General features: G+C 63.4%; 17 protein-coding genes. 3 read left to right on the top strand and 14 right to left on the bottom strand.

The window, feature by feature from the left end; all coding sequences use genetic code 11:
- Window positions 1–77: 77 nt before the first annotated feature.
- The 13 genes from ABRP30_RS24800 to ABRP30_RS24740 form a co-directional block, all read right to left on the bottom strand.
- Window positions 78–2,849 (bottom strand): response regulator, encoded by a 2,772-nt coding sequence (locus tag ABRP30_RS24800; RefSeq protein WP_349976262.1) that lies wholly within the window; start codon window positions 2,847–2,849, stop codon window positions 78–80.
- Between the two features lie 135 nt (window positions 2,850–2,984).
- Window positions 2,985–4,280 carry a phosphoribosylamine--glycine ligase gene (gene purD, locus ABRP30_RS24795; protein ID WP_039602987.1) on the bottom strand — a complete coding sequence of 432 codons (1,296 nt, stop codon included), beginning with the start codon at window positions 4,278–4,280 and terminating at the stop codon, window positions 2,985–2,987.
- Between the two features lie 167 nt (window positions 4,281–4,447).
- The gene (purH, locus tag ABRP30_RS24790) at window positions 4,448–6,055 is read right to left on the bottom strand and encodes a bifunctional phosphoribosylaminoimidazolecarboxamide formyltransferase/IMP cyclohydrolase (RefSeq protein ID WP_241806188.1); all 1,608 of its coding nucleotides are present in this window, start codon (window positions 6,053–6,055) and stop codon (window positions 4,448–4,450) included.
- Window positions 6,056–6,136: 81 nt separating this feature from the next.
- Window positions 6,137–6,457 (bottom strand): DNA-binding transcriptional regulator Fis, encoded by a 321-nt coding sequence (gene fis, locus ABRP30_RS24785; RefSeq protein WP_008093076.1) that lies wholly within the window; start codon window positions 6,455–6,457, stop codon window positions 6,137–6,139.
- Entirely contained in the window at window positions 6,454–7,467 is a 1,014-nt protein-coding gene (dusB, locus tag ABRP30_RS24780; protein ID WP_241806187.1) for a tRNA dihydrouridine synthase DusB, read from the bottom strand. Before dusB ends, fis begins: the two co-directional genes overlap by 4 nt.
- A 206-nt stretch (window positions 7,468–7,673) precedes the next feature.
- Complete coding sequence (locus tag ABRP30_RS24775) at window positions 7,674–9,002, bottom strand: DUF3426 domain-containing protein (RefSeq protein WP_349976261.1); 1,329 nt, start codon at window positions 9,000–9,002, stop codon at window positions 7,674–7,676.
- Between the two features lie 42 nt (window positions 9,003–9,044).
- Entirely contained in the window at window positions 9,045–9,923 is an 879-nt protein-coding gene (gene prmA / locus ABRP30_RS24770; RefSeq protein ID WP_267819006.1) for a 50S ribosomal protein L11 methyltransferase, read from the bottom strand.
- A 292-nt stretch (window positions 9,924–10,215) separates the two neighbouring features.
- Window positions 10,216–11,571, bottom strand: a complete 1,356-nt coding sequence (accC, locus tag ABRP30_RS24765) for an acetyl-CoA carboxylase biotin carboxylase subunit (protein ID WP_241806184.1) — start codon at window positions 11,569–11,571, stop codon at window positions 10,216–10,218.
- Window positions 11,572–11,588: 17 nt separating this feature from the next.
- Window positions 11,589–12,050, bottom strand: coding sequence for an acetyl-CoA carboxylase biotin carboxyl carrier protein (gene accB, locus ABRP30_RS24760; RefSeq protein WP_241806183.1), 462 nt, complete (start codon window positions 12,048–12,050; stop codon window positions 11,589–11,591).
- Window positions 12,051–12,151: 101 nt separating this feature from the next.
- On the bottom strand, window positions 12,152–12,604 hold the full coding sequence (aroQ, locus tag ABRP30_RS24755; protein ID WP_349976260.1) for a type II 3-dehydroquinate dehydratase: 453 nt from the start codon (window positions 12,602–12,604) through the stop codon (window positions 12,152–12,154).
- 179 nt (window positions 12,605–12,783) lie between these two features.
- Window positions 12,784–14,565 carry a protein-disulfide reductase DsbD gene (locus tag ABRP30_RS24750; protein WP_349976259.1) on the bottom strand — a complete coding sequence of 594 codons (1,782 nt, stop codon included), beginning with the start codon at window positions 14,563–14,565 and terminating at the stop codon, window positions 12,784–12,786.
- A 76-nt stretch (window positions 14,566–14,641) separates the two neighbouring features.
- The gene (locus ABRP30_RS24745; protein WP_372490510.1) at window positions 14,642–15,421 is read right to left on the bottom strand and encodes a methyl-accepting chemotaxis protein; all 780 of its coding nucleotides are present in this window, start codon (window positions 15,419–15,421) and stop codon (window positions 14,642–14,644) included.
- Window positions 15,422–16,716: 1,295 nt separating this feature from the next.
- Window positions 16,717–18,096 (bottom strand): diguanylate cyclase, encoded by a 1,380-nt coding sequence (locus ABRP30_RS24740; protein ID WP_267818998.1) that lies wholly within the window; start codon window positions 18,094–18,096, stop codon window positions 16,717–16,719.
- Between the two features lie 246 nt (window positions 18,097–18,342).
- Here ABRP30_RS24740 and ABRP30_RS24735 point away from each other — a divergent pair, with 246 nt between their 5' ends.
- The gene (locus tag ABRP30_RS24735) at window positions 18,343–19,410 is read left to right on the top strand and encodes a DUF2333 family protein (RefSeq protein WP_267818996.1); all 1,068 of its coding nucleotides are present in this window, start codon (window positions 18,343–18,345) and stop codon (window positions 19,408–19,410) included.
- Between the two features lie 2 nt (window positions 19,411–19,412).
- Window positions 19,413–19,949, top strand: a complete 537-nt coding sequence (locus ABRP30_RS24730) for an NUDIX hydrolase (protein ID WP_349976257.1) — start codon at window positions 19,413–19,415, stop codon at window positions 19,947–19,949.
- Here the strand turns inward: ABRP30_RS24730 and ABRP30_RS24725 are convergent.
- Window positions 19,940–20,551, bottom strand: a complete 612-nt coding sequence (locus tag ABRP30_RS24725) for a transferase (protein WP_349976256.1) — start codon at window positions 20,549–20,551, stop codon at window positions 19,940–19,942. The genes ABRP30_RS24730 and ABRP30_RS24725 overlap by 10 nt on opposite strands.
- 243 nt (window positions 20,552–20,794) lie before the next feature.
- Between ABRP30_RS24725 and ABRP30_RS24720 the strand changes: the two genes are divergently transcribed.
- The gene (locus tag ABRP30_RS24720) at window positions 20,795–21,166 is read left to right on the top strand and encodes a translation initiation factor Sui1 (protein WP_349976255.1); all 372 of its coding nucleotides are present in this window, start codon (window positions 20,795–20,797) and stop codon (window positions 21,164–21,166) included.
- Window positions 21,167–21,220: the final 54 nt, after the last annotated feature.

Raw genomic sequence — 21,220 nt, 5'->3', positions numbered from 1 at the left:
GCGCAGAAGGGCTGCGCAGCAACCGCAGTTCCATGCAGCGCTGCTGTAATCCAGGCCGCTGCGGCAGCGCTTTATCGTTAGGAGGTATGCAGCGGATCGGTCTTGGTTTCCCGCTGGTTCGCCCAATACTGGATCAACTCGCGCAATTGCGACAGCTCCACCGGCTTGGCCATGTGCCCATCCATGCCGGCCAGCCGTGCGCGCTCCTTGTGCTCGGCGAGGATGTGCGCGGTCAGTGCCACCACCGGGGTGCGCTGGCGCTGGTTGGCGACCTCCCAGGCGCGCAGTTGCTGGGTGGCGGAGAAACCGTCGAGCACCGGCATTTCACAATCCATCAACACCAGGTCGTAGCGCTGGGCTTTCATGGCCTGCAGGGCTTCCTCGCCATTGCTGGCGGTATCCGGTTCGAGATTGAGTTTGCCCAGCATGCCGCGGATCACCTTGGTCGAGATGCTGTTGTCTTCGGCGACCAGCACGCGGAAGTCGCCCGGCAGCTCGTGAGTGGGCGGGGTGCCTGGCAGGGGCATCGGCACGGTCTGTTCGCGGCCGCGCTGGGCCAGCTCTTCGGCCAGGGTGGTCTTGAGCGTGTAGCCGGCCACCGGTTTGGCCAGGATGCGCTTGACCCCGGCATTGCGGGCAATGACCTTGCTCGGTGCATTGCTGATACCGGTGAGCATCACCACGAGGATGTCGTGGTTCAGGCTGGGGTCTTCCTTGATCTTGGCGGCCAGCTGCATGCCGGTCATGCCGGGCATGTTCTGGTCGAGCAAGACCGCGTCGAAATAGTCGCGCAGGTGCGCCTTGGTCCGGAGCAGGGCCAGGGCTTCTTTGCCCGAGGGCACGGCACTGACGTTCATGCCCCAAGCGCTGCACTGCTGCACCAGCACCTTGCGGCAGGTGTCGTTGTCGTCCACCACCAGCACCCGGGCGTCACGCAATGGGCTGTCGAGGTCGGCCAAGGGTTGCTCCAGCCGCGAGGGGTCGAGCGGCAGGGTCAGCCACAGGGTGTTGCCCATGCTGGTGCTGCTCTTGATGCCGAATTCGCCCTGCATCAGGCCGATCAGTTGCTTGGCGATGATCAACCCAAGGTGGCCGCCAAGCTTGTTGCTGGACAGGAAGTGGTGGCTGTGCAGCTCTGCCTGCAGCAGGGCTTCGCGCTCGGCCGCAGGCAACGGCTCGCCGCTGTCCTGCACGGCGATCCGCAGGCGCGGCACCTCGCTGCGCTGGTCCAGTGCAACGACCAGGAGGATTTCGCCGTGGTCGGTGTTTTTCAGGGCGTTTTCCAGCAGGCTGGAGAGGGCCTGACGCAGGCGCGTCGGGTCCCCGCTGATGACCCGTGGCACCTGCGGCTGGGTGAAGCTGATCAGCTCGATGTTCTGTTGTTCGGCCTTGGCGCGGAAGATGTTCAGGCAGTCTTCGATCAGGGCATTGAGGTCGAATTGCACATCGTCCAGTTCGATCTGCCGCGACTCGAGCTTGGAAATGTCGAGAATCTCGTTGATCAGTGTGAGCAGTTCGTTGCCGGCGCTGTGGATGGTCTGCACGTAGTCACGCTGCTTGACCGACAGCGGCGTGCCCAGCAGCAGTTCGGTCATGCCCAGCACGCCGTTCATGGGGGTACGGATTTCATGGCTGATCTTGGCCAGGAACTCGGCCTTGGCATTGATTTCGGCGTCACTGGCCGCCAGTGCGCGGCTGGCGCTGAAGCGCTCTTCGCTCATGCGCCGCAGGCGCTCGCTGACCGCCAGGTTGAGCAGCAGGCCGCTGGCCACGGTCAAGCCGAGCAGAATGCACAGCAGCCAGGGCGTCGAGGTGCGGGTCAGGCCGAGCAGGGCCGGCAGCAACACCAGCCCGCCCAGGTTGAACACGATCATGGCCAGGCTGAACAGGCGTGCCGGTGCATAACCTTTGTACCAGTGGTAGCTGCTGACCAGCAGCATGCTCACACTGCCCAAGGCCAGCAGGGCGTAGGTCATCAGGTTGAGCGGCAGGGTATCGACGAACAGCAGGATCAGGCCGCTGACCGCGGCCACCAGCATTTCGCCCTGCAGCAAGCGATTGAGCTGCGGTGAATTGCAGCGCGAGAAGAAGTGCTGGGTGAAATACAGCCCCGCGAGGCCCGCCAACACCAGGGTCAGGTAGGCGGCCGGGGTTTGCGCACTGTGCCACAGGTGCCACCAGGGGCCGCTGAGGTTGAGCAGGATCAGGCCGCTGAGCAGCATCAGCCCGTGGTACAACGCAAGGACCAGGGTGGTGCTGGAGCGGGTGTATAGAAAGCGGATCAGGTTGTGCAGGATGAGCATGGCCAGGCCGCCGAAGAGCATGCCGAACAGCAATGGCTGGCCCTGGTTTGAAGCGGCGACCGCCGCAGGCTCCAGGGTGATGGCCGGGCGCAGTTGATGCTCGGAGACCAGGCGCAGGTAGACGTCCACCGCGGTCGGGCTGTTCGGCAGGGGCAATACGTGATCGCTGCCACGCAGGGTCGGGCTGGCGTTGCCGGCCTGGCGGCCGTGGTGCAGCTGGCGTAGCAGCCTGTCGCCCTCCAGGGCGTAGAGGTCCAGGCGTGAAAGGTCCGGGGCGAAGACCCGCAACAGTCGCTCCTGCTCACCCGGTTCGAGGCGATAGTGTAGCCACAGGGCCTGTTGCGACGGTGCTGCATCGAGGTCGCCCAGGGTAGTGGGGCTGAACTGGTTGCGATAGCGATCCGAGCGGACGTCGCTCAATTGCAGGTTGGCTTGTTCGTCGAGCAAAACGGACCAGCCTCCGCCTTGGTCGGCCGAAGCCGGGAGCAGGCAGAGCAGGGTCAGCAAGCTGACGATCAGAGCTGTGGCAATCCGAAGCCGACGCACTACGAGATCCCTTCCTAGCTGATGTGCCGTGGAGTAACTATGCGCGGCGCGCCAAGTCGAAGGCAAGGCCCCGAGGGGGCCATGTCGACGAGCCGAAAGCCGCACGCGCAAGACGCTGCGGCTATCCGGTCAAGGTTATTGCTGGTGTTCACCGCGCTCGCGGGCAATGGCCCGATAGCCGATGTCGGTACGGTAGAAGCTACCGTTCCAGGTGACTTCCTTGGCGAGGCGGTAAGCCTGCTGCTGGGCATCTGCGACCGTGCTGCCCATGGCCGTGGCGCAGAGCACGCGGCCACCGTTGGTCACGACCTGGCCGTCCTTGAGCGAAGTACCGGCATGGAACACCTTGCCTTCGATCTTGGCTGCGGCCTCCAGGCCACTGATCGCGTCGCCCTTGGCGTAGTCGCCCGGGTACCCGCCGGCAGCCAGCACCACACCCAGGCTCGGGCGCGGGTCCCACTGCGCTTCGACCTTGTCCAGCGCCTTGGCGAAAGCGGCTTCGATCAACAGCACCAGGCTCGATTCCAGGCGCAGCATGACTGGCTGGGTTTCCGGGTCGCCAAAGCGGCAGTTGAACTCGATGACCTTGGGGTTGCCCGCCTTGTCGATCATCAGGCCGGCATACAGGAAGCCGGTGTACACGTTGCCTTCTTCGGCCATGCCGCGCACGGTCGGCCAGATCACCTGGTCCATCACGCGCTGGTGGACATCGGCGGTAACGACTGGGGCAGGGGAGTAGGCACCCATGCCGCCCGTGTTCGGGCCGGTGTCCTGGTCACCCACGCGCTTGTGGTCCTGGCTGGTGGCCATTGGCAGCACGTTGTGGCCGTCGACCATCACGATGAAGCTGGCTTCCTCGCCGTCGAGGAACTCTTCGATCACCACGCGCGAACCGGCTTCGCCAAAGGCGTTGCCTGCGAGCATGTCACGCACGGCAGCTTCGGCTTCTTCCAGGGTCATGGCGACGATCACGCCTTTGCCTGCAGCCAGGCCGTCGGCCTTGATCACGATCGGCGCGCCTTTTTCCTGCAGGTAGGCCAGGGCCGGCTCGATCTCGGTGAAGTTCTGGTAGTCGGCGGTCGGGATCTTGTGGCGAGCCAGGAAGTCCTTGGTGAATGCCTTGGAGCCTTCCAGCTGGGCCGCGCCCTTGGTCGGGCCGAAGCAGTCCAGGCCGCGGCTGCGGAACAGGTCCACCACACCGATGACCAGTGGCGCCTCGGGGCCCACGATGGTCAGGTCGACGTTCTTCTCGGCGAAGTCTGCCAGTTGCTCAAGGGCGGTCACGTCGATGGCAACGTTCTCGCACTTGGCTTCAATGGCGGTACCGGCGTTGCCAGGGGCGACGAATACTTTCTCGACGCGTGGGTCCTGGGCGACTTTCCAGGCCAGGGCGTGCTCACGGCCGCCGCTGCCGATGATCAAAACTTTCATTACAGGCTCCTTCGGAGAAGCTGCAAGCTGCAAGCGTCAAAAGAAAGCGGTTGGCGCTGATCCTTTCAAGTGCTCACAACTCAGGGATTCAAGGGGCTGTGGCTGCAAGCAGGAGCAATTTGCCCTGCTCTTGCTTGCAGCTTGCAGCGTAAAGCTTGCCGCTGCTATCAGTGGCGGAAGTGGCGCATACCGGTGAATACCATGGCGATGCCGGCTTCGTCAGCGGCAGCGATCACCTCGGCATCGCGCATCGAACCACCTGGCTGGATCACGGCGCTGATACCCACTTTAGCGGCATTGTCGATGCCATCACGGAACGGGAAGAACGCGTCCGACGCCATGACCGCACCTTGTACTTGCAGGCCGGCATGCTCTGCCTTGATGGCAGCGATGCGCGCGGAGTTGACGCGGCTCATCTGGCCAGCGCCGACGCCGATGGTCTGGCGCTGCTTGGCGTAGACGATGGCATTGGACTTGACGAACTTGGCCACCTTCCAGGCGAACACCAGATCGTGGATTTCCTGCTCGGTCGGTGCACGCTTGGTGACGATCTTCAGGTCTTCGGCGGTGATCATGCCGTTGTCGCGGCTCTGCACCAGCAGGCCACCGTTGACGCGCTTGAAGTCCCAACCGGCGGCACGCTCGGCTGGCCACTCGCCGCACTCCAGCAGACGTACGTTCTGCTTGGCAGCCACCACGTCGCGGGCCGCCTGGGAGATTTTCGGGGCGATGATCACTTCGACGAACTGGCGCTCGACGATGGCCTTGGCGGTTTCGCCGTCCAGTTCACGGTTGAAGGCGATGATGCCGCCGAAGGCCGACTCGCTGTCGGTGGCGTAGGCCAGGTCGTAGGCCTTGCGGATACCGCCCTCGTCCTCAGGCACCACGGCGACGCCGCAGGGGTTGGCATGCTTGACGATGACGCAGGCCGGCTTGACGAAGCTCTTCACGCACTCCAGCGCGGCGTCGGTGTCGGCCACGTTGTTGAACGACAGCGCCTTGCCCTGCAGCTGGATGGCGGTGGAAACGCTGGCTTCGCCTTTGTTGGCTTCAACGTAGAACGCAGCGCTCTGGTGCGGGTTCTCGCCGTAGCGCATTTCCTGAGCCTTGACGAACTGGCTGTTGAAGGTGCGCGGGAACTCGCTGCGTGCTTCAGTGGACAGCGTGTCCTTGGCCTGGTCGATGGTGCCCATGTAGTTGGCGATCATGCCGTCGTACGCCGCCGTGTGCTCGAAGGCCTTGAGCATCAGGTCGAAACGCTGGGCGTAGGTCAGGCCGCCGGCCTTGAGGCCTTCGAGAACGCTGGCGTAGTCGCCGGCGTTGACCACGATGGCGACGTCCTTGTGGTTCTTGGCAGCCGAACGGACCATGGTCGGGCCGCCGATGTCGATGTTCTCGATGGCGGTCGGCAGGTCGCAGCCAGGCTTGGCAATGGTGGCTTCGAACGGGTAGAGGTTGACGGCGACCAGGTCAATCGGCTTGATGCCGTGCTCGTTCATGATTGCGTCGTCGACACCGCGACGGCCGAGGATGCCGCCGTGGATCTTCGGGTGCAGGGTCTTGACCCGGCCGTCCATCATTTCGGCGAAGCCCGTGTAGTCGGCCACTTCCACCGCGTTCACGCCGTTGTCCTTGAGCAGCTTGTAGGTGCCGCCGGTGGACAGGATCTCGACACCGAGCTGCTGCAGCTCACGAGCGAATTCGAGGATACCGGTCTTGTCGGAGACGCTGATCAGGGCGCGGCGGACTGGCAGGCGGGTAGTCTGGTCGGTCATTTCGGATTCCAATAACGCGGTGGAGTCAGCAAAAAAGGCGCCTCTGTTCAGGGAGCCGCCTTTTCTGATTGGGATTCTGGCTTACAACAAGTCGTACTGCTTGAGTTTCTTGCGCAGGGTGCCTCGGTTGAGCCCGAGCATCTCGCTGGCCTTGGTCTGGTTGCCCTTGACGTAATTCATCACGCTTTCGAGCAGGGGCGCCTCTACTTCGGAGAGCACCAGGTTGTACACGTCAGTGACGGTAGCGCCTTCCAGGTGTGCGAAGTAGTTGTGCAGCGCCTTCTCGACGCTGTCACGAAGGGTCTGGCCCTCTTCGCTCGGCGTGTTGAGGTGCTGTTTGAGGTTGGCGTTGTCGCTCACGGGCGTTGTTCCACTCACTAATGTCTCGGTCATCATCGTCATGCGGCCACCCCTTGTCCGTCCTCTGTCTCAAGGCTCTGTCGACGTTCGCTGAAAAAAGCTCGAACGTTGGCGCACTGCGCTTGTGTGTCTTCCAAAGCGTTGAACCGGGAGCGAAACTCCTTGCCGCCGGGTCGTGTTGCCAGGTACCAGCCGACGTGCTTACGGGCGATACGTACGCCCATCACATCGCCATAGAAGGCGTGCAGCGCGGCAAGGTGCTCCAGCAGAATACGTTCCACTTCGTCCAGCTGCGGGGCCGGCAAATGCTGGCCCGTCCCCAGGTAATGCTCGATCTCGCGAAAGATCCAGGGCCGCCCTTGGGCGGCCCTGCCAATCAGCAGACCGTCGACGCCGGTGGCGTCCAGCACCGCCCGGGCCTTTTCTGGCGAAGTGATATCGCCGTTGGCAAAAACCGGAATGGACACCGCCTGCTTGATGGCAGCGATGGTGTCGTATTCGGCTTCGCCGGTGTACAGGTCGGCGCGTGTGCGGCCATGCACCGCCAGCGCCTGGATGCCAGCCTGCTCGGCGATTCTCGCCACGTTCAGGCCGTTCTTGTTCGCCCGGTCCCAACCGGTGCGGATCTTCAGGGTCACCGGGACGTCCACCGCGCCGACCACGGCGTGGAGAATCTCGCTGACCAGAGCTTCATCTCTCAATAAAGCAGAGCCTGCAGCTTTGTTGCAGACTTTTTTTGCCGGGCAACCCATGTTGATATCGATGATCTGGGCGCCAGCTTCGACGTTGGCCCTGGCAGCCGCTGCCATCATCTGCGCATCGCCACCGGCGATCTGTACCGAGCGCGGCTCGGGATCGCCTTCGTGAATGCGGCGCAGGCTGGACTTGCGGCTGTTCCACAGGCTCATGTCGCTGCTGACCATCTCCGACACCACCATGCCCGCGCCCAGGCGCTTGCAAAGTGTACGGAAAGGCTGGTCCGTGACCCCGGCCATGGGCGCGAGGATCAGGTTGTTACGTAGTGTATATGGGCCGATGCGTACCGCCGACATAGGTGTTCCCTGTTGTGGGGCCGAATCATTGGAGTCGAAAAAGGGTTGGCATAATACCCGCTCTCGGTGACCGGATAAAGATGGATTTGGATAAATTCTGAACAGTTGCAGGCTTATGACCAGGCGCTACAAGCTGCAAGCTGCAAGCGGCAAGAGGGGGCAGACCGGTTGTCGGCTCGCTTCTCTTGTAGCTTGCAGCTCGGCGTCTATTCGGGGGAGCGGAAGCTCAAGCTGTAATTCACCGCTCTAGGGCCAGGGTCGAGGATATCCAGTGCAATGTGGATTGGCGTCTGGCTGGGCATTTCGCCACGGCCGGCCAGTTCACCCGAGAGATACTCGCTCGGCTTGAAGCGCCGGCTGGCGATCAATTGGCCATTGAGGTCGGCAAAACGCAGCTCCAGCAGAGGGAACGGCTGGGCAAAGGGGGCACGGTTGTAGATGATCGCGTCGACGATCAGCGCGCCTTTGAAGTCCGGGTGGCTGCGCACGACCAGGTTGCTGCTCTTGATCCGGCCGATATCGACACGGGTAGGCACCTCGCAGCCAAGCATCGGGCACAGCTGCTGGAAGAGCGGGCGATACTGGTCCTGGCGCGCCATTTCATCGAAATGGAACCACACGTACTGGAAGGCCAGCAGGCCGGCGGCCAGCAGCGTGAGCACGCTCCAGAGCAGGCGTTTGCCCCAGTGGGGGCGCGGTTTTTCCCAGCCCAGTTGCAAAGGGTCGTCGACCACGTCGATGAGCGGCTCCTTGCGTGACGCACGCGAGGCCTTGGCGGTGAAGCCAGGTTCAAGGCGCTCGCCGGTCAGCCCCGGGTCAGGGGTGTCATCGTGCGCCGACAGATGCAGATCCGTATCGTCATCATCACGGGCACTCAGGCCCTTTTCGTGAACGGGTTCGTCATCTGGCGGCAGCCGCTCGGGGAAGTCGTTCGGGTTGTCGCGCTCGGCAGGCCGATGCACGGCAGGTTCATCATCGAAGTCCAGGTCCAGGTTGCCGTCCAGCGTGGGCTCGGTGCGATCACCCGGGGCAGGCTCCAGGTCCAGCGGCTCTGGCTTGAGCAGTACCGGGGCGGGCTCTTCGGGCTCCAGCGGCTCATGGTGATCGTCGGTCGCATTACCGAACAGCTCGTCGCCATGGGGCTCGGCGGCGGGCTCGTTACGCCGCGCCTGTAGTGCATCGACAGGGGCGGCGGGGCGCGGCTCGTCTGACTTGCCACGGCGTTCGAGGCGGGCCAATTCCTGGTCCAGGTCAAGTTCGTCGAGGGCTTGAGCTGTGGCTGCCCAGTCTTGCGGCTCGGCGGCTGGGCGCTCGCTGACCGGTGGTTCGGGCGCAGTGACTGGCCCAACCGCCGGGATTGGCGGCACTGCCGGGGCGGCGCTGGCGCGGTTCTGCTCCAGCAGTTGCTTCGCCGCGTTGAACACCTGCAGGCAATGGCCGCAGCGCACGACCCCACGCGCCACGCTCAATTGGTGGTGGGTGACGCGAAAGCTGGTCTGGCAATGCGGGCACTGGGTGACGAAACTGTCGGTCATGCGGCGATCCGGGAGCTGTGCAGAAAAGTATTTTAGGCCCGCTTAGCGGCGGCGACCACTGATGCGTACCCAGCCGTCGCGTACGACGATCGGGTCCAGCTCGAAGTCGGCAGCGTAGGCTGCGGCCACTTCCTCACCCTGTTCGGCGAGGATGCCAGACAATGCGAGCAGGCCGCCTGGGCGTACCAGGCCGGACAGCTGCGGCGCCAGCGAGACCAAAGGGCCTGCGAGGATATTGGCGACCAGCACGTCGGCCTGCATGGCCGGCATATGCTCGGGCAGGTACAGCGCCAGCTTCTCGTCGGCGACGCCGTTGCGCTGGGCGTTGTCACGCGAGGCTTCGATGGCCTGCACGTCGATGTCGGTACCGACCGCTTCGCGTGCGCCCAACAACAGTGCGGCAATCGCCAGAATGCCCGAACCGCAGCCGAAGTCCAGGACCTGGGTGCCTTCGAGCTGCTGGCCGTCGAGCCATTCCAGGCACAGGGCGGTGGTTGGGTGGGTGCCGGTGCCAAAGGCCAGGCCTGGGTCAAGCAGCAGGTTCACGGCGTCCTTTTCCGGAGCCTCGTGCCAGCTTGGCACGATCCACAAGCGGCGGCCGAAGCGCATTGGCTGGAAGTTGTCCATCCAGCTGCGTTCCCAATCCTGATCCTCGATCACTTCGGCCTGGTGTTCCGGCAGCTGCGTGCCGGTCAGCAGGCGCAGGTGAGCGAACACCTGTTCAGGGTCGGCGTCGGCCTCGAACAGTGCCAGCAGGTGGGTATGCGACCACAGCGGCGTGGTGTTGAGGTCGGGTTCGAAGATCGGCTGGTCTTCGGCGTCCATGAACGTGACCGACACGGCGCCGACTTCGAGCAGGGCGTCTTCGTAGGTTTCGGCTTGTTCCGGGCTGATGGCCAGGCGTACTTGCAGCCAAGGCATGGCGGGCACCTTTGGTAAATCGAGAGGGGCAGCCCGAGGCTGCGCGAAGGCTGGCAGTTTACGCGAGTGCGGGGTGTTTGTGGATGGCTTGAGGCGCTGCCTGCAGCTCAATGGCCGGCAAGCCGGCTTCCTTAGGCCCTTCAGTGTTTTTCAGTGTGGTGATCTGACCGAAGGCGCTGCTTTGCCCGCGATCGGGCCAGTAAATGGGGGGCTGCATGACCGTTGGCGTGAGAAAGCCCCACAAAAAACCCCGGCACAGGGCCGGGGTTCGTGTTGCATCACGCTAACGCGATCACTCCTGGTTGGCCAGTTTGTGCTCGAGGTAGTGGATGTTCACGCCGCCTTTGCAGAAACCTTCATCACGCACCAGGTCGCGGTGCAGCGGGATGTTGGTCTTGATGCCGTCGACGACGATTTCGTCCAGGGCGTTGCGCATGCGGGCCATGGCTTCATCGCGGTCTTTGCCGTAGGTGATCAGCTTGCCGATCAGCGAGTCGTAGTTCGGCGGAACCGAATAACCGCTGTACAGGTGCGAATCGACGCGAACGCCGTTGCCACCCGGGGCGTGGAAGTGCTTGACCTTGCCTGGGCTCGGAATGAACTTCTTCGGGTCTTCTGCGTTGATCCGGCACTCCAGCGAGTGACCGCGGATCACCACGTCTTCCTGACGGATCGACAGCTTGTTGCCAGCGGCGATGCTGAGCATCTCCTTGACGATGTCGATACCGGTGACCATCTCCGAGACCGGGTGCTCAACCTGCACACGGGTATTCATTTCAATGAAGTAGAAACGGCCGTTTTCGTACAGGAACTCGAAGGTGCCGGCGCCACGGTAGCCGATCTCGATGCAGGCATCGACGCAACGCTTGAAGACTTCCTGGCGGGCCTTCTCGTCGATGCCCGGAGCAGGTGCTTCTTCCAGTACTTTCTGGTGACGACGCTGCAGCGAGCAGTCGCGGTCGCCCAGGTGGATAGCGTTGCCCTGGCCGTCGGACAGCACCTGAACTTCCACGTGACGTGGGTTGGTCAGGAACTTCTCCAGGTAGACCATCGGGTTGCCGAAGGCGGCACCGGCTTCGGTACGGGTGAGCTTGGCCGAGGCGATCAGGTCCTCTTCCTTGTGCACCACGCGCATACCGCGACCACCACCACCACCGGCGGCCTTGATGATCACCGGGTAGCCGACGTCACGGGCGATCGCCAGGGCGACCTCTTCGTCTTCCGGCAGCGGGCCATCGGAACCTGGTACGGTCGGTACGCCGGTCTTGATCATCGCGTCCTTGGCCGACACCTTGTCGCCCATCAGGCGAATGGTGTCGGCGCGCGGGCCGATGAAGGCGAAACCGGACTTCTCTACCTGCTCGGCGAAATCGGCGTTCTCTGCGAGGAAGCCGTAACCCGGGTGGATGGCGGTGGCGCCTGTCACTTCGGCAGCGGCGATGATCGCCGGGATATGCAGGTACGAATCTTTGGACGAAGCAGGACCAATGCAGACCGACTCGTCTGCCAGGCCCAGGTGCATCAGTTCACGGTCGGCCGTGGAGTGCACGGCGACGGTCTTGATGCCCAGTTCTTTGCAGGCACGCAGGATCCGCAGGGCAATTTCCCCGCGGTTGGCGATCAGGACTTTTTCCAGCTTCCCAGACATCGTTGGCTCTCCGCGAATCAAACGATGGTGAACAGCGGCTGGTCGAACTCAACCGGCTGACCGTCTTCCACCAGGATGGCGTCGATAACGCCGCCGATATCGGCTTCGATGTGGTTCATCATCTTCATCGCTTCGACGATGCACAGCGTGTCGCCTTTCTTCACGCTCTGACCCACTTCAGCGAAGTTCGGCGAGGTCGGCGAAGGTTTGCGGTAGAAGGTGCCGACCATTGGCGAGCGGATCACGGTGCCTTTGAGCGCCGGGGCAGTGGCGGCAGCTTCGGCAGCCGGCGCAGCAGCAGCGACCGGAGCAGCAGCAGGTGCGGCAGCCATTGGCGCAGGTGCGTAGAACTGCTGAGCGGCTGGGGTCTTGCTATGACGGCTGATACGGACCGACTCTTCGCCTTCCTTGATCTCCAGTTCGTCGATGCCAGACTCTTCCAGCAGCTCGATCAGTTTCTTGACTTTACGGATATCCATTAATCATCAACTCCCAAAGGTTCGGTCAGGGGGCATAAGTTAAAAACGTATCTGAAACGTTTTTCTCGAACCCCGGCCCACTCAGGCCAGGGCTTCTATCATCAGGGCTGTGCGTTGGCAGCCAGGTGTTCCAGTGCGGCCTCCAGGGCCAGGCGATACCCGCTGGCGCCCAGACCGCAGATCACCCCTACGGCTACATCGGAGAAGTAGGAGTGGTGACGGAACGGTTCGCGTTTGTGCACGTTTGACAGGTGCACTTCGATGAATGGGATGCTCACCGAAAGCAATGCGTCACGTAATGCGACGCTTGTGTGGGTGAAAGCAGCCGGATTGATCAGGATGAAGTCCACACCCTCGTTGCGTGCGGCGTGAATCCGGTCGATCAGCTCGTACTCGGCATTGCTCTGCAGGTATTGCAGGTGATGGCCCGCGGCGCGCGCGCGCTGCTCCAGGTCCTGGTTGATCTGGGCCAGGGTCACGGCGCCGTAGTGGCTCGGTTCGCGAAGCCCGAGCATGTTCAGGTTGGGGCCGTGAAGCACCAGTAGCGTTGCCATCTGCAGATTCCTTGGATTTGTAGGGCAATTCGACACAGCGCGGCGAGTGTGCCGTAAAGCGACCGCAAGTGTCCAGTTCCCGGCAATAGCCAGCACGATGTCCGAGGTTCGCGCGAAGTATGTGACCAAAAAATTAAATCTGGTCACTCCTTCGCAGAATTATGCCGGCACGCGGGAAGTTATAGACCGAGTTTGCCGCGCATGCGCGCCAGAATACCCGCGAATTCGGCGGCGTTTATCTCGCCAATGACCCGATCGGTGGTCATTTCGCTGCCGTTCGCGGCAAAGAACAACAGTGCAGGCGGGCCGAACAGCTGATAGCGGTCGAGCAGGGTACGTTGCTCGGCGTTGCTTTCGGTGATGTCGAAACGCAGCAACTTGAAGGCGCTCAGTTGGGGTTGGACCTGCGCTGCGTTGAGGACTTCATGCTCGATGACCTTGCAACTGATGCACCAGTCGGCGTACCAGTCGAGCAACACGGGCTGCCCCGCCGCTTTCGCCTCGGCCAGTGCCGCGTCGAGTGCAGCAGGCGTGGTGACGGTTTGCCAGGCATCCACCGAGGCTGCCGGGCCACTGCCGGCACTTGCCGGCGCGGGTGCTGGCAATGGGCGCAGCGGGTCGCCCTGGCCATGCAGGGCGCCGTACCAGCAGGCCAGGCCGTACACCAGCAGGGCCAGGCCCAGCAGTTGCGCCAGACGTTGGCGTGGCGCCTTGACCACGAACTCCAGCGCCCCGAGGAAAACGGCCACGCCCACGCTCAGGAACCCGACCAGCAACAAGGTCGCCGGCCCCGGCAGTACGCGGCTGAGCAGGCCGATGGCCAGGCCCAGCAGCAGTACACCAATAGCGTTTTTCACGGTGTTCAGCCAAGGCCCGCTCTTTGGCAGCCAGGCCGCGCCCCCCGTGGCCACCACCAACAACGGCGCGCCCATGCCCAGGCCCAGGGCGAACAGTTTGAGAGCGCCACCCAGGGCGTCACCGCTGGCACTGATATACAGCAAGGCGCCGGCCAGAGGTGCCGAGACGCACGGCGAAACCAGCAGACTGGACAGCACGCCCAGCACCGCTGCGCCCAGCAGCGAGCCGCCCTTGGTGCGGTGGGCGAGGGTATCGAGGCGATTGCTCAAGGCCTGTGGCAGTTTGAGTTCGAACAGGCCGAACATGGCCAGGGCGAACAGCACGAAGAACAGCGCGAAAGGCACCAGCACCCACGCCGATTGCAGCCGCGCCTGCAGGTTCAGGCTTGCACCGAACAGGCCCATCAATGCGCCCAGCATGGCGAAACTGGCGGCCATGGCCAGCACATAGGCCAGCGACAGGGCCAGGCCGCGCAGGCCACCGACCTGGCCACGCAAGACCACGCCAGAGAGGATCGGCAGCATCGGCAACACGCAGGGCGTGAAGGTCAGGCCAACCCCGGCGAGGAAGAACAGCAGCAGTGATTTCCAGCTCCAGCCTTGTTCGCTGGCCGTCGCGGGGGCGTCGGCGGTGCTACCCCCTGCGCCGTCGATGCTCAGGCGTGCCGTCTCTGGCGGGTAGCACAGGCCCTTGTCGGCACAGCCCTGGTAGCCGACCAGCAGGGTGAAGGCGCGAGCGTCGGTGCGCGGCAGTTCGATGTCCAGTACGCCGTGGTAGACCTCGACGTCGCCGAAGAACTCATCGTGTTTGGCCTCGCCCTTGGGAATGTTCGGCGAGCCCAGGGCGATGTCTGCCGGCTCGGTGCGGAACTGGAAGCGATGGCGGTAGAGGTAATAGCCGTCGGTGGCGACGAAGCGCAGCTTGAGGGTGTGCGCATCAGCCTGGACCAGGCTGAGCTTGAAGGCTTCGTGTACTGGCAGAAAGTCTGCGCTGTTGCTCAGCGAGGCGGCGCCGAGAGTGGCGCTGGGGCGGTTGTCGAGCAGGCCCGTGGCGAAGGCAGGGCTGGCCAGCAGCAGGAAAAGCAGGAAAAACAGGCGGCGCATGGCGTCCTCGCGGGGTGGAACGTGCCGGGCATGATAGCGGAGTTGGCCTTCGTTGGGGGGCGGGGCAGGCAAACGATCACAGCCTGAAGGCCCGCACCGCCCGGTTCAGTTCGCCACCAAGGGTCAGCAATTGCTCGCCCTGCTCACGCCCTTCACCGATGCGCTGCAGGTTGTCTTCACCCAGTTCATGAATCCGCTCGCTGTGCCCCCGGATCTCGCTCACCGCATCACTCTGCTGCGCCGTGACGTCAGCAATGCGCACTGCGGTATTGGCTATGGTGCGGATCGCGTTGACGATTTCGTCCAGCGCGCCATCGGCAGCCTGTGCCTGGTCAGCTGTAGCTTGGGCGTGTTCCAGTTGCGCGCGCATGCCCGTCACCGATTCCCTTGCCGCCTGCTGCAGCCGGTCGATCAAGGCCTGGATCTCGCCAGTGGCGCCAGTGGTGCGTTGCGCCAGCGAGCGTACCTCGTCTGCGACCACGGCAAAGCCGCGGCCCATCTCGCCCGCGCGGGCGGCTTCGATGGCGGCGTTCAACGCCAGCAGGTTGGTCTGCTCTGCGATCGACCTGATCACCGTGAGCACACCGCCGATGGTGGCCGACTCCTCGGCCAGCTGTTCGATCATGCGTGCATTGCCCTGTACTTCATCGACCAGCGTACGCAGCCCGCCAAGGCTCTGGCCGATAACCGTCTGGCCTTGCTCCACGGCGCGGCCGGCAGCGCGGCTGGCATCGGCCGCAGAGCTGGCATCACCGGCCACTTGCAAAATGGTGGCCTCCAGTTCGCCCAGTGCATCGCGGATCTGCCCGGTGTCACCCGCCTGGCGCTCTGCGCCGTCATGCAGGGCAGCGCTCATGCCGGCCAGTGCGTGACTGCTGCCGGCCACCTGCTCGGCGTTGTGGCGGATGGTGCCGACCAGCTCTACCAAGTACTGACGCAGGCGATTGAGCGATTCCTGGATGTCGTGCAACTCGCGGTTGGTCTTGCCCAGGGCGATGGGGGCGGCGAAGTCGCCTTCGGCCCATCGTGACAGCGCCGGGGCCAAGCCAGTCAGGGTACGCGTCAGCCGCCGCTGCAAGGTGTCGATGAGCAGGGCGATCAGCAGGATCAGGCCGATCATCAGGCCTTGGATCAGGCGCACTTCGCTGGCGATACGGGCATGCTGGCCGCGCACTTCAGGCTCAAGGCTGGCAATGGCCTTTTGCACGGCGTCGAGCCGTTCGTTGGTGCTGGCGGCCAGCACGGTACGCCGTTCGATCTGGTCGCGGGTCCGTTGCAGTTCGCCCGGGTAGCGGTTGAGCAGGCTTTGCAATTCGCGTTTGAGGCCAACGGCAACGTCTTCCTGCTCCCCTGCGGCCTGCGTTTCCAGGCCCATCATGGCAGCGAAATCATCGGCGTTGGATTCGGTGGCGCGGGTCACGCCCAGCAACGGCAGGTTGTCGATGACCTGAGCCTGGGCGCGGATCAATTGCAGCTCGCGTTCCACCTCGTCGGCCAGTTCGGCGCGGCCGCTGCTGACCAGTTTGTCACGGGCCAGCGACAAGCGGCCCAGGTGGACGCTGGCGTCGAACAACGGCAGCAGATAACGGCTAGCCTCGCTGCTGTCGCTGTCGCGGGCATAGTTGGCCAGCTGTTCGAGATTGGCGCCCAGCTCACGCTCGGCCTGCAACAGCAGGGCTTGAGGGTCGCCGGCCAGTTTGCCAGCCGCGAGCAGCTCGTTGGCGGTGAAGGCTTGCAGGCTATCAAGGCTTGGGCGCAATTGGTCGGCCAGCGCTTCAGGCCAGTCGGCGAGTGCCTGCGCAAGCTGTTGGTTGGCCTCCAGCGCCGCCGCATGGCGTAGGGCGTCGCCGCTGCCCAGATAGGCCTGGATGTTGCGCGCGGCCTGGTTCTGGAACTGCTGCGACAGGCCCAGATAGCGTTCCATCAATTGATAGGGGCGCTCCAGGGCACGCTGCGACCACCACAGGGTTGCACCCAGCGCGATACACACGGTCACCAGTAACAGGGTGTTGAAATTGGTCAGCCACTTCAGGCGCATAGCCGCTAACTTCCTGCGGGGGTGGGGAGGTAGGTGCCTGAAGTTATTGCTATTTTGTGACGCGGTGATGACGATGATGGCTCAAGGCTATCTTGTTGGCGCGGGTCGGCCGCTCAGGGCTCGACCCGGACTACACAGTTGCGCCCGGCATGCTTGGCCCGATACAGCGCCTCATCTGCGGTGCTGGCCATGCTCAATGCATCGAGCTCATCGTCCAGTTGCACGATCCCGGCACTGAAGGTGCACTGCAGGTCGCAGGGCTGCGCGGGGTAGAGAATTTCGGCGAAGCGTCGGCGAATCTCATCCAGCACCTTGTGGGCGGCATCCAATGCGGTGTTGGGCATGACGATGGCGAATTCTTCGCCGCCATAGCGGCCGATGAAGTCGGTCTTGCGCAGCCGTTGCTTGAGAAAAAGCGCCAGGCTCTTGATCACCCGGTCGCCCATGGGGTGGCCATGGCGGTCGTTGATCTTCTTGAAGTGGTCGATGTCGAGCATGGCAAAGCTCAGCGGCTGGCCCTCGCGACGGGCGCGAAAGCTACAGTCCTCCAGCAGTTGCAGGATGTGCGTGTGGTTGTACAGGCCGGTAAGGCTGTCGCGGACCATGCGCGACTTGAGGTGGCGCGCACGCGCAGCGCGGTTGCGCACGGTGGTGATCAGGTGGCGTGAGCGGATCGGCTTGGTCAAAAAGTCGTCGCCGCCCTCGCTCATGGCATCGAGCTGTTTGTCCAGGTCGTCCTCGGCGGACAGGTAGATGATCGGTACGCTGACGTAGCGGTCGTTGTGGCGGATCACCTTGGCCAGTTCCGGGCCGGAGCAGGCGGGCATGTAGAGGTCGAGAATGATCAGGTCGGGCTGAAAATCAGCCAGCTCGGCCATGGCGCGGATCGGGTCGGTCAGGCTGCGGGTGATCATGCCGGCGCTGCCCAGCACGCGTTCGGTGTGCAGCGCCTGGGTGCGTGAGTCGTCGATGATCAGCACGCGCAGTGGTTCAAGCGGCGCGGTGCTGGTCATGATCTCAAGCTTCTCAAGCAGGCTGGAGGCCTCCAGTGTGCCGGTGAGAAACGCTTGGCCACCTGCGCGCACGGCGGCCAGGCGCGTTGGCGTGTCCGCTTCGTTCAGGCTGAAGAACAACAGCGGGATCGGCTGCTCCAGCCCCGACTGCACCTGCGCCGCCAGTTGCATGCCGCAACCCGGCCCGCTGAAGTCGACATCCATCACGATGGCAGATGGCCCCAGCTCTGCCACAGAGGCCAGCAACGCGTCGACGCTGAACAGCGGTTGCACGCTCAGGCCGAAGAACTCCAGCTGCTGGGCCAGACGCTCGGCGCGCTCATGGTCGCGCAGCAGCAGATACACCGGCCTGCGGGCAGGTGGCAGGGTCAACTGGTCAAGTTGGTCGCCCTTGCGCAAACCTGTGCGCGACAGGCGTTGCAGCAGTTGATCGAGCTCCTGCTTGAGGCGCTCTTGGCTCGGCTCCGCGGCTTGGGTCATGTCCTGACTACTTATTAGTGGGATGTGCAGGTGCGATGATGGCTCTATGCTAGCAGTTCTTTTCACCCATGCGAGTGCGGTGGATCAACAAAGCGTTGATGACGAATATTCAGTTACTGACTGATTGGTCGCTTATGCGTACGGTGGTGTCTGCTTTATAGTGCAGCAACATGGGCTTGCCGTGGCACCCTGGCACTGGCCTGTGGTCAAAAGCCCTGAACCGTCGTGACTGATAAGGACAAAGCCATGCTGGACTGGAAAAACCGCGAGGCCAAGGCCGAGCCCCGTGAGCGTGTCGATGGCCGCGGTGCTGCCGCCCGTGGCTATTTGGGTGGCCTCTGGAGCCGAGCCCTGGTAACCCTGATCGGGTTGTACCTGCTGGTCTGCATCGGCTTGGGCTGGTACTGGAGCCAGGAACCGGAGCTGTTCCCGGTGCAGCAGACCGCTCAGGCAGCAGCTGAGCGCAATGGCCAGCAGATGGTGATTGGTTACACCACCATCGAAACGCTCAAGACTGTGGCCGAAACCCTGCTGAACAAACCGGGCGGCTACATTTCCAACGATCGCTTCCCGCCGGGGTTGTGGATGGACAACATGCCGAGCTGGGAATACGGCGTGCTGGTCCAGGTGCGTGACCTGTCCCGCGCTTTGCGCAAAGACTTCGCACGCTCGCAGTCGCAATCTACCGAGGATGCGGACCTGGCCAAGGCCGAGCCGCGTTTCAACTTCGATAACAAGAGCTGGATCCTGCCGTCCAGCGAGTCGGAGTTCGAAGAGGGCATCAAATCGCTTGCCCGCTATCAGGCTCGCCTGGCTGCAGGCGACAAGGGCGCGATCTTCTACACCCGTGCCGACAACCTGAACAACTGGCTGGGCGATGTCGCCACGCGCCTGGGCTCGCTGTCGCAGCGCCTGTCGGCCAGCGTTGGCCGGGTCAAGCTCAACACCACGCTGAAGACCGAGTCGGTGGTTGCCGGCCAGGCGCCGCAGGTGGACGAGGAGGTGGTGGAGACCCCATGGCTGCAGATCGACAACGTGTTCTACGAGGCCCGTGGCCAAGCCTGGGCGCTGTCGCACCTGCTGCGAGCCATCGAGGTGGACTTCGCCGACGTATTGGCGAAGAAGAATGCCACCGTCAGCGTGCGCCAGATCATCCGTGAATTGGAGGCCTCGCAAGAGGCGTTGTGGAGTCCGATGGTGCTCAATGGCAGTGGTTTTGGCATGTGGGCCAACCACTCGCTGGTCATGGCCAACTACATTTCGCGGGCCAACGCTGCGGTCATCGATCTGCGCCAGCTGCTGTCGCAGGGTTGAATATGGCCATCAGCCCCAAAGAGGCCGCCCACCGGGCGGCCTCCGACCGAGAGCTGGTTGCCTGGGTGGACGAAGCCGACCAGGTGCTTGGGGCGCTGCCAAGGGCCGAGCTGCGTGAACGGGGCCTGATCGGCCGGTGTACCTTCATTCTGCTGTTCAACAGCGCAGGGCAACTCTGCGTACACCGGCGTACCTTGAGCAAGGCGCTATACCCAGGTTACTGGGATGTGGCAGCAGGCGGCATGGTGGCCGCAGGCGAGTCGTATGCCGTCTCGGCAGCCCGCGAGCTGGCCGAGGAACTGGGTATCGAAGGCGTGGCGCTGCAATTTCACGAGCGGTTCTATTTCGACCAGCCGGATAACCACCTGTGGTGCGCGGTGTATTCGGCGGTGTCCGATGCGCCTTTGCGGCTGCAGCCGGAGGAGGTGAGCGAAGCGCGTTTCGTCAGCCTCGCACAGGTCGAAGAAGATCAGCATATCTACCCTTACTGCCCTGACTCCTTGGCAGCGCTGGCGCGCTACAAGGCTGCTCAGTCGTAGGCGAACTGGTCGATCAGCCCCAGGCGCGGCACGCGGGTACCGGGCTCGAGCACTGCGCCAGGGGCGATGACCGCGTTCGCACCTATCCTGCAACCATCGCCTATCAAGGCGCCAAACTTGCGCACCCCGGTGTCGAGGGTCGCCTGTGCGTGGCGAATCCTGATGACGGCCCCCTCCAGTTCATTGCGGTAGTTGGCGATGATCGCCCCGGCTTCGATATTGACGTTGGCCCCGATCAGCGAGTCGCCGACGAAGTTGAAATGGGCCAACTTGCTCGAATCGAGCATGAAGCTGCTTTTCACCTCGCAGCTTGGCCCGACGATGCAGTTGCTGGCGATGTAGACGCCCCCTCGCAGGTAGGCACCCGCAGCCACGAAGGCCCCGGGGCCAATGATGATCGCCCCCTTCAGCACTGCCCCGGGCTCGACGACGGCGGTGTGATGAATGGCATGATCACCCTGGCGCCGATACCCTGCGTCGAGGCGCGTCATCAGGGAAAGGACCTGGCTTTCACACGCCTGGGTCACGCCCCATGGGGTGGGCACGGCTACGCCCAGCTCGTGCCAGTTGGCGATGAACGTACCAATTTGGGGTGTCGTCATGGGCCTGTCTCCTGGGTAAGACGCGCCAGTTTGCATCAACCCAGGCGCCGACAGGCGGCGAAGTCGCAAAACATTCGCATAATGGCGCATTCCAGTACTTAGCAATTGCCTGTTTTATCGTTACACTGCGCGCCCTTTTCGGGCTGCCGCAGGTCTTGCGGCAGTAGCGCCGCCCCTGCCAGAGTGGGGCTTCGCGGTCGGCACCTGCCGACCAGTTTTTGTCCTCAGCACAGAGGAACAAAAGTGGCCAAGAAAGCTTCTTCCTTTTCCGCCCTTGGCGGTCTCGTGTTCTCCACCGACGCCGGTCGGCACTGCCCCGACTGCAGCCAGCCGGTGGATGCCTGCATCTGCAAGCAGCAAGCCCTCCCCGAAGGCGACGGCATCGCCCGTGTTCGCCGTGAGAGCAAAGGTCGTGGCGGCAAGACCGTGACCACCGTCACCGGTGTACCGCTGCCGCCAGACCAGCTCAAAGCGCTGGCCACCACGCTCAAGCGCCGCTGCGGTACCGGCGGCGCCCTGAAAGACGGGGTTATCGAGATCCAGGGCGACCATGTCGAGCTGTTGATCGGCGAGCTGACCAAACAGGGTTTCAAGGCGAAAAAGTCCGGGGGCTGAGGCCATCCCGCGACTTTTTGCCCAGCGCTTTCTAAACTCGTTCCCGCGACCAGG

Origin of the sequence: Pseudomonas sp. WHRI 8519 (assembly GCF_040224055.2) — a bacterium.
GTDB classification, from domain to species: domain Bacteria; phylum Pseudomonadota; class Gammaproteobacteria; order Pseudomonadales; family Pseudomonadaceae; genus Aquipseudomonas; species Aquipseudomonas putida_X.
The sequence above is the reverse complement of the archived record's forward strand: the minus strand, read 5'-3'. Positions and strand labels throughout refer to the sequence as shown.